The 8,634-nt window shown below is 72.2% G+C and carries 6 protein-coding genes and 1 pseudogene; 6 read left to right on the top strand and 1 reads right to left on the bottom strand.

What is annotated here, in order from left to right; all coding sequences use genetic code 11:
* Nucleotides 1-120 precede the first annotated feature (120 nt).
* Both CCR87_RS04705 and infB read left to right on the top strand, forming a co-directional pair.
* Nucleotides 121-753 carry an RNA-binding protein gene (locus CCR87_RS04705; RefSeq protein ID WP_201156412.1) on the top strand — a complete coding sequence of 211 codons (633 nt, stop codon included), beginning with the start codon at nucleotides 121-123 and terminating at the stop codon, nucleotides 751-753.
* Nucleotides 750-3,233 carry a translation initiation factor IF-2 gene (infB, locus tag CCR87_RS04700; protein ID WP_201156411.1) on the top strand — a complete coding sequence of 828 codons (2,484 nt, stop codon included), beginning with the start codon at nucleotides 750-752 and terminating at the stop codon, nucleotides 3,231-3,233. The genes CCR87_RS04705 and infB overlap by 4 nt, the downstream gene beginning before the upstream one ends.
* A gap of 67 nt (nucleotides 3,234-3,300) precedes the next feature.
* Here the strand turns inward: infB and CCR87_RS04695 are convergent, their stop codons facing one another.
* On the bottom strand, nucleotides 3,301-5,490 hold the full coding sequence (locus tag CCR87_RS04695; protein ID WP_201156410.1) for a primosomal protein N': 2,190 nt from the start codon (nucleotides 5,488-5,490) through the stop codon (nucleotides 3,301-3,303).
* Nucleotides 5,491-5,600: 110 nt separating this feature from the next.
* On the opposite strand from CCR87_RS04695, the gene fsa reads away from it, so the two are divergent.
* The 4 genes and pseudogenes from fsa to CCR87_RS04675 all read left to right on the top strand — a co-directional run bounded on the left by fsa (nucleotide 5,601) and on the right by CCR87_RS04675 (nucleotide 8,559).
* A complete protein-coding gene (gene fsa, locus CCR87_RS04690; RefSeq protein ID WP_201156409.1) occupies nucleotides 5,601-6,254 on the top strand; it encodes a fructose-6-phosphate aldolase in 654 nt (217 codons plus the stop codon).
* Between the two features lie 73 nt (nucleotides 6,255-6,327).
* Nucleotides 6,328-7,053: a DUF484 family protein gene (locus CCR87_RS04685; protein WP_201156408.1), complete on the top strand. Its 726-nt coding sequence runs from the start codon at nucleotides 6,328-6,330 to the stop codon at nucleotides 7,051-7,053.
* Nucleotides 7,050-7,807, top strand: a pseudogene (locus CCR87_RS17480) (tyrosine-type recombinase/integrase). Before CCR87_RS04685 ends, CCR87_RS17480 begins: the two are co-directional and overlap by 4 nt.
* Nucleotides 7,808-7,866: 59 nt before the next feature.
* Nucleotides 7,867-8,559, top strand: a complete 693-nt coding sequence (locus CCR87_RS04675; protein ID WP_201156407.1) for a CDP-alcohol phosphatidyltransferase family protein — start codon at nucleotides 7,867-7,869, stop codon at nucleotides 8,557-8,559.
* Nucleotides 8,560-8,634: the final 75 nt, after the last annotated feature.

The following is an 8,634-nucleotide window of genomic DNA, read 5'->3' as shown; positions in this document are numbered from 1 at the left end:
GTCCGCCAGTCCACGTCCGGCGCATTCCCGGCCCCCACCCGCGCCGTCCGGACGGCGCGGGTGGGGGCCGGGAATGCGCCGGACGTGGACTGGCGGACAAGGACCGGAGGGTGAGGCAGGATGACGCGCGGCGGACGCACCAAGGACCGGGACGGCCCCGAACGTCGCTGCATCGTCAGCGGCGAGAGCCAGCCGGCGACCGGCCTGATCCGGTTTGTCGTCGGCCCCGAGGGGTCGGTGGTGCCGGATGTGGATGGTCGCCTTCCGGGGCGGGGCATCTGGGTGTCGGCCGAGCGTGACGCGCTGGAACGCGCGGTTGCGCGGAAGCTTTTTTCGCGGGCCGCGCGGGCGCAGGTCACGGTTCCGGAAGGACTTGTTGCGCTGATCGAGGTCCAGTTGCTGCGTCGGGTGATCGACATGATCTCGCTGGCGCGCAGGGGCGGAACGGCGGTGTGCGGCTATGAGAAGGTGCGCACCGCGCTGGAGAAGGGCGAGGCCGCGGTCCTGGTGCAGGCCTGCGACGGCTCCGAGCGGGGCCGGGCCAAGCTGCGCCCACCGGCGGGCGGGGACAGTCTGGTGACGGTTCTTGCGGCGGCGGAATTGGGTTTGGCTTTCGGCCGCGATCGTGTGATACATGCCGCGCTTGCCGCTGGCGGGCTGGCCTCGCGTGTTGTAGACGAGGCCCGACGGCTCGCCGGAGTGCGCGGGCAGGACGGTGCGTTCGGCACCGGAGAGGATAGACAGGACGCATGAGCGATACGGACGGAAAGAAACCCCTCGGCCTTGTCGGGGCGCGGCCCGGTCAGGTGAAGCAGAGCTTCAGCCACGGACGCACCAAGAACGTGCTGGTCGAGACAAAGCGCAAGCGGGTCGTCGTGCCCAAGGCAGGTGCCGCCGCCAAGGGTGATGCCGGCCCGGCCATTGCGGCCGCCGTGGGCGATCCGTCGAAACGCCCCGCAGGGATCAGCGACGCCGAGATGGAGCGCCGTCTCAAGGCGCTGCAGGCCGCCCGCGCCCGCGAGGCCGAGGACGCCCGCGCCCGCGAGGAGGAAGAGCGGCGCCGCGAGGAAGAGCGCCAGCGCCGCCGCGAGGAGGTCGAGGCGAAGGAGCGCGAGGAGCGTGAGCGCGCCGCGGCCCTTGCCGCCAAGGCCGCCGAGGAAGAGCGCGCCGCCCGCGAAGCCGAGGAGGAGGCCGCCCGCAAGGCCGCCGCCGCCCGGCCGACCGCGCCGGCCGCCGAGAAATCGGTGCCGAAGCCCTCGGCCGCGCCCCGCAAGGTGGAACGCGACGTCAAGACCGATCGCGACGCCAAGGGCACCAAGACCCGGGACGGCGGCCGCCGTGCCGGCAAGCTGACGCTGAACGAGGCGCTCTCGGGTGAGGGCGGACGCCAGCGCAGCATGGCCGCCATGAAGCGCAAGCAGGAGCGTGCCCGCCAGAAGGCCATCGGCGGCGCCATGGTGCGTGAAAAGCAGGTGCGCGACGTGCAGCTGCCCGACACCATCCTGGTGCAGGAACTGGCCAACCGCATGGCCGAACGCGCCGCGGATGTGGTCAAGTCGCTCATGAAGATGGGCGTCATGGCGACCATGAATCAGAGCATCGACGCCGAGACCGCCGAACTGGTGATCGAGGAGTTCGGCCACCGCGCCGTGCGCGTGTCCGACGCGGACGTGGAGCAGGTGATCGACACGGTGCAGGATGCGGATGACGACCTGCGTCCGCGCCCGCCGGTCATCACCATCATGGGCCACGTCGACCACGGCAAGACCAGCCTGCTGGACGCGATCCGCAAGACCAACGTGGTCTCGGGCGAGGCCGGGGGGATCACCCAGCATATCGGGGCCTATCAGGTCACGACCGATGGGGGCGCGGTGCTGTCGTTCCTCGACACGCCGGGGCACGCGGCCTTCACCTCCATGCGGGCCCGTGGCGCGCAGGTGACGGACATCGTGGTGCTGGTGGTCGCGGCCGATGACGCGGTGATGCCGCAGACGGTGGAGGCGATCAACCACGCCAAGGCCGCTGGCGTGCCGATGATCGTCGCCATCAACAAATGCGACAAGCCCTCGGCCGATCCCAACCGGGTGCGGACCGCCCTGCTTCAGCACGAGGTCGTGGTGGAGGAGATGGGCGGCGACGTGCTGGACGTCGAGGTGTCGGCGATCACCGGCAAGGGTCTGGACTCGCTGCTGGAAAGCATTGCGCTGCAGGCCGAGGTTCTGGACCTGCGCGCCAACCCCGACCGCCCCGCCATGGGCGCGGTGATCGAGGCCAAGCTCGACGTGGGCCGCGGCCCCGTCGCCACCGTGCTGGTGCAGCGCGGCACGCTCAAGCGCGGCGACGTTTTCGTCGTGGGCGAGCAGTGGGGCCGGGTGCGTGTCCTGATCAACGATCAGGGCGAGCGTGTGGACGAGGCCGGACCGTCGGTCCCGGTGGAGGTTCTGGGCCTGCAGGGCACGCCCGAGGCCGGCGACGTCCTCAACGTGGTCGAGAACGAGGCCCAGGCGCGCGAGATCGCCGAGTACCGCCAGGAGGCCGCCCGCGACAAGCGCGCCGCCGTGGGGGCTGCGACCACGCTGGAGCAGATGCTCGCCAAGGCCAAGGCCGACGAGAAGGTGGCCGAACTGGCGGTGGTCGTGAAGGCCGACGTGCAGGGCTCGGCCGAGGCGATCGTGCAGGCGCTGGAGAAGGTCGGCAACGACGAGGTGCGCGTGCGCGTGCTGCACTCGGGCGTCGGCGCCATCACCGAATCGGACATCGGCCTGGCGGAAGCGTCGGGCGCCCCGGTGATCGGCTTCAACGTGCGTGCCAATGCGCCCGCGCGCAACGCCGCCGCCCAGAAGGGCGTGGAGATCCGGTACTACTCGGTGATCTACGACCTGGTGGACAACATCAAGGCGGCCGCCTCGGGCCTTCTGGTGGACGAGGTGCGCGAGAGCTTCATCGGCTACGCCCAGATCCGGGAGGTCTTCAAGGTCTCCAACGTGGGCAAGGTCGCGGGCTGTCTGGTCACCGAAGGGGTGGCGCGCCGGTCCGCGGGCGTGCGGCTTCTGCGCGACAACGTGGTGATCCACGAAGGCACGCTGAAGACGCTCAAGCGCTTCAAGGACGAGGTGAAGGAAGTCATCTCGGGCCAGGAATGCGGCATGGCCTTCGAGAACTACGACGACGTCCGCGTGGGCGACGTGATCGAGATCTTCGAGCGTCAGACGGTGGAGCGCACGCTCGCCTGAGCCTCGGATTGCGAAAACCGGGGGCCGGCCGCCACAGGGCGCGCCGGCCCCTGTGCGTTTGCGGGGGTCAGAAGAAGCTTTGGGGATCGATGTCGATGGCCAGCCGCAGGTTCGCGGGGGGCTTCAGCGCGCCGGCCCATTGCGACAGGGCCGATTGCAGCGGCGCGCGGCGGTCGGCCTTGACCAGCATCCGCAGGCGGTGGCGGCCCCGGATGCGGGCGATGGGGGCGGGGGCGGGGCCGTAGACCTCGGCGCCGATGGCGCGCAGGGGGGCATCCGCCCGCGCCAGCGCGTTGGCGAAATCGTGCAGCGAATCGAGGTCGGGCGAGGACAGGATCACCCCGGCCAGCCGCCCGAACGGCGGCATCCCCAGCATCCGCCGCCCCGAGGCTTCGGCCCGCCAGAAGCCTTCGTCGTCGCCGCCCAGAATCGCCTGGATTACCGGGTGCTCGGGCTGGGTGGTCTGCACCAGCGCCAAGCCCCGCCGCGCCCCGCGTCCCGCGCGGCCCGCGACCTGCCGGATCAGCTGGAAGGTCCGCTCGGCCGCCCGCAGGTCGGAGCCCTGCAACCCCAGGTCCGCGTCGATCACCCCCACCAGCGTCAGCGCAGGAAAGTTGTGCCCCTTGGCCACGATCTGGGTGCCGATGATGATGTCGGCCTCGCCGGCGGCGATGGCGGCGATGCGGTCCTTCAGCGCGCGGGCGGTGGTGAACAGGTCCGACGACAGCACGGCAAGGCGCGCGTCGGGGAATCGCTCGGCGACCTCCTCGGCCAGGCGCTCGACACCGGGGCCGACGGCGGCCATCCGCCCCTCCACCCCGCAGGACGGGCAGGTCTCGGGGATGGGCCGGGTCGCGCCGCACTGGTGGCACACGAGGCGGCGCAGGAAGCGATGCTCGACCATGCGCGCGTCGCAATCGGAGCAGCCGATCTGCTCGCCGCAGGCGCGGCAGACGGTGACGGGCGCGAATCCCCGGCGGTTGAGGAACAGGAGCGCCTGTTGCCCGGCCTCGATTCGCGCCGCCACCGCACGCGCGAGGGTGGGCGAGATCCAGCGGTTGGTCTCCATCTTCTCGGCGCGCAGGTCGATGGCGCGCATGTCCGGCAGCTCCGCCGGGCCGAAGCGGCTCGACAGCCGCACGCGGGCGTATTTGCCGGTTTCCGCGTTCACCCAGCTTTCCAGCGACGGCGTGGCCGACGACAGCACCACCTGCGCGCCCGCGACCGAGGCGCGCAGCACCGCCATGTCGCGGGCGTGGTACAGCACGCCGTCCTCCTGTTTGTAGGAGGTGTCGTGTTCCTCATCCACCACCACCAGCCCCAGATCGCGGAACGGCAGGAACAGCGCCGAGCGCGCGCCGACGACCAGCCCGGCCTCGCCCCGCGCCACGGCCCGCCAGACGCGGCGCCGGTCGGCCCCGCCCGCGCCGGAGTGCCATTCGGCGGGGCGGGCGCCGAATCGCGCCTCCACGCGGCCGAGGAACTCGGCCGTCAGCGCGATTTCGGGCAGCAGCACCAGCGACTGGCGGCCGTGGGCCAGCGCCTCGGCCACGGCCTCCAGATAGACCTCGGTCTTGCCCGATCCTGTGACGCCTTGCAGCAGCGTGGTGCCATAGCCGCCCGCCGCGATGGCCGCGCGCAGCAGCGCCGCCCCCGCCGCCTGGTCGCCGGTCAGGTCCGGGCCGGGGCGCGTGGGGTCGAGGCGCGCAAACGGCGCATCGCGGGGCGCAAGCGCTTCCGACAGGGTGCCCGCGTCCACGAGGCCCCGCACGACGCCGCCCGACACACCCGCCTCGGCCGCGAGTTCCGCCGCCGTCAGCCCCGCGCCGCCATGGGCGTCCAGAACGTCCAGCACCCGCGCGCGCGCCTCCGTCAGCCGCACCGGGGAGGCGCCCGCGCGGTGCAGCACCCGGCGCGTGGCCGGGCCGTCCCACAGGCCGGGCGCGCGCGTGGCCAGCCGCAGCATCGCCGGCAGCGGCGTCAGGGTATAGGCCGCCGCGCGCTCCAGAAACCGGCGCAGCTCGGCCTGCATGGGCGGGGCGTCGGGCAGCGCCAGGATCGGGCGCAGCCGCTCCAGCGGAAGCGCGCTTTCGCCCGGTCCCCAGACCACGCCCGCAACCCGGCGCGGCCCCAGCGGACAGGCGACGAAGGCCCCCAGTGCCACGCCGTCCGCCGGCGCGCGATAATCCAGCACCCCCACCGGTTCGGTCGTCAGCACCGCCACCCGGTCACCGTCTGCAAAGAACTCCGCGTCCATGCCCTTCCCGGCGGGGCTTCCGGCCCCGCATCGCCTGCGTTATGCACCCCGCCAGAGGGGGCCGGGTCCACCCGTCCCCAATCCGCCCCCAACCGCAAGAGGCCCGCGCCATGAAATTCTTTGTCGACACCGCCGACACCGCCGCCATCGCCGAGCTGAACGACCTCGGCATGGTCGATGGCGTGACCACGAACCCCTCGCTGATCCTGAAGTCGGGCCGCGACATCCTGGAGGTCACCCGGGAGATCTGCGGGATCGTGTCCGGCCCCGTCTCGGCCGAGGTGGTGGCGCTGGAGGCGGACGCCATGATCGCCGAGGGCCGCAAGCTGGCGGCGATCGCGCCCAACATCGCGGTCAAGCTGCCGCTGACCTGGGACGGGCTGAAGGCGTGCAAGGTGCTGTCGTCCGAGGGTTTCATGGTCAACGTGACGCTGTGCTTCTCGGTCAACCAGGCGCTGCTGGCGGCCAAGGCGGGGGCGTCGTTAATCTCGCCCTTCATCGGGCGGCTGGATGACATCAACATCGACGGGATGGAGCTGATCCAGGACATTCGGACCGTCTATGACAACTATGATTTCACGACGGAAATCCTTGCGGCGTCGATCCGGACGGTGAACCATGTCGCCGAGGCCGCGCGCATCGGCGCCGACGTGATGACCGCGCCCCCCGAGGTGATCCGGAAGCTCGCGGCGCATCCGCTGACGGATCAGGGCTTGCAGACCTTCCTCAAGGATTGGGAAAAGACCGGGCAGAAGATCCTCTGAGGATGCTGTAACCTCGGGCGCGACCGGCCCCTTGTACGGGGGCCGGCGCGGGCAGGGGCGGAAGGGGGCAGCCATGGCGACGGCCGGACCGGCATCACAGGACGACACCACCGCAGCCATCCGGGCGCGCATCGTCGAGGACCCCGCACTGGTGCTGGACGACGCCGAGGTGCTGCGGGCGCTGGCGGAGGCGGGCGCGGCGGCGGCGGGGGACAATGTCGTGGACCTGCGCGGTCTGGCCATGGCCCGGCTGGAGGAGCGGCTGTCGCGGCTGGAGGGCACCCACCGTGCGGTGATCGGTGCCGCCTATGAGAACCAGGCCGCCACGGCGCAGGTGCACCGCGCGGTCCTGCGCCTGTCCGAGGAAATCCGGTTCGAGGGCTTCCTCGAGGCGCTGGCGGGCGAGGTGACGGACATCCTGCGGCTGGTCTCGGTCCGGTTGGTGTTGGAAAGCGACCGGCCCGACGGGGCGCCGCCGCAGGCCCGCGCGGGCGGCGTGCTGGACATCTGTGCGCGCGGCACGGTGGAGGCCGCGTTCGTGGCGGGCCGCGCGGGGCCGGTGCGCCGGCCCATCGTGCTGCGCGAGACGCCGCGCGGGGGGACGGGGCTGCATGGCGCGCGCGCGGCCGAGGTCCGCTCCGAGGCGCTGTTGCGGCTGGACCTCGGCGAGGGGCGGCTGCCGGGGCTTCTGGTGCTCGGCTCGGGCGATGCACGGCAGTTCCGCGCGGGACAGGCGACCGACCTTCTGGGATTCTTTGCCGGCATGGTGGAACGGGCCATGCGCCGGTACCTGGGATGAGTTTGCGCGCCAGTCCGGCGGCGCGGGACGCGCTGGCCGACTGGCTGGCGACGCTGTCGGCACGCGACGGGGCGGCGGCGGCCACGGTGCGGGCCTATGGGCGCGACGTGGCGCGGTATCTCGATTTCCTGGCAGAGCATCGCGGCGGGACCGAGGGGTTGGCGACGCTGGCCGCGCTTGGCCCCGGCGATCTGCGGGCCTTCATGGCGGCCGAGCGCGCGCGTGGGATCAGCGCGCGGTCGCTGGCGCGGGCGCTGTCGGCGGTGCGCGGGTTCCACCGCCACCTGGCGCAGCGCGCAGGGCTGGACGCCACCGCGGCGCTGGCCGCACGGGGGCCGAAGTACCGCCGCAACCTGCCGCGCCCGCTGGCGGTGGCGGCGGCGCGCGATGTGCTGGCGGATGCGGGCGCCACGTCCGATGCCTGGGTGGCGGCGCGCGACGTCGCGGTGCTGACGCTGCTGTGGGGCTGCGGGCTGCGGATCTCCGAGGCGCTGGCGCTGGAGGGCGGCGACGCGCCGCTGGCCGAGGTGCTGCGGGTGCGTGGCAAGGGCGGGCGCGGCTGGGGCTGCCGGCCTCGGCCACGCCGCATGCGCTGCGCCATTCCTTTGCCACCCATCTGCTGGCTGCGGGCGGCGATCTGCGCACGATCCAGGAGCTTCTGGGCCATGCCTCGCTGTCGAGCACGCAGGTCTATACCGACGTGGATCAGGCCCGGCTGATGGCGGCCTATCGCGCGGCGCATCCCCGCGCGTGAGGCGCCGCCCGCCCCGGGGGGCATGTTGCGGCGGCGGCGGGAATCCGCCAAGAGGGGGCATGGATCCGCGCCTGCCTGCCTATGCCGTTCATCTGTTCACCGCCACCGGGGCGGTGGTGTCGATGCTGGCGCTGCTGGCGGCGGTGGATGGCGCCTGGAGCCTGATGTTCAGCTGGCTGGTGGTGGCGCTGGTGATCGATGGCATCGACGGGCCGCTGGCGCGACGGTATCACGTCGGCACCTATGCGGCCAAGATCGACGGGGTCATCCTGGACCTTATCATCGATTACCTGACCTATGTGTTCATTCCGGCGTTCGCGCTGTTTCACTCGGGTCTGTTGCCTGGCTGGACCGGCTGGATCGCCATCGGGGTCATCACCTTTGCCAGCGCGCTGTATTTCGCCGACACGCGGATGAAGAACGCCGACGGCACGTTTGCCGGGTTTCCGGCCTGCTGGAACATGGTGGCGCTGGTGGTGTTCGCGGTCGAGCCGGGGTTCTGGGCAATCCTGGGGGCAGTGGTGGTGCTGGCGGCGGCGATGTTCCTGCCGGTGAAGTTCGTGCATCCGGTGCGCACGCGGCGCTGGCGGGCGGTGACGTTGCCGGTGGCGCTGGCGTGGGTGGTGCTTGGGGGCTGGGCGGCCTGGGTGAATTTCACGCATCCATCCTGGGTCGGGACGGCCCTGGTGGGGGCGACACTGTACCTTGTGCTGGCGGGCGCGGCGATGCAGGCGCTCCCGGCGCGGCGCTGAGGCGGCCGCCGCCACGGGGGCATCGAGCCCCCGCGTCGGCGGGGGCCCTTGCGGCCCCCATGGCGCTGCGGTGGG

This window comes from Rhodobaculum claviforme, assembly GCF_016653255.1.
In the GTDB taxonomy this organism is placed as follows: Bacteria; Pseudomonadota; Alphaproteobacteria; order Rhodobacterales; family Rhodobacteraceae; genus Rhodobaculum; species Rhodobaculum claviforme.
Note: the sequence above shows the minus strand (reverse complement) of the source record. Positions and strands in the feature narration are given on the sequence as shown.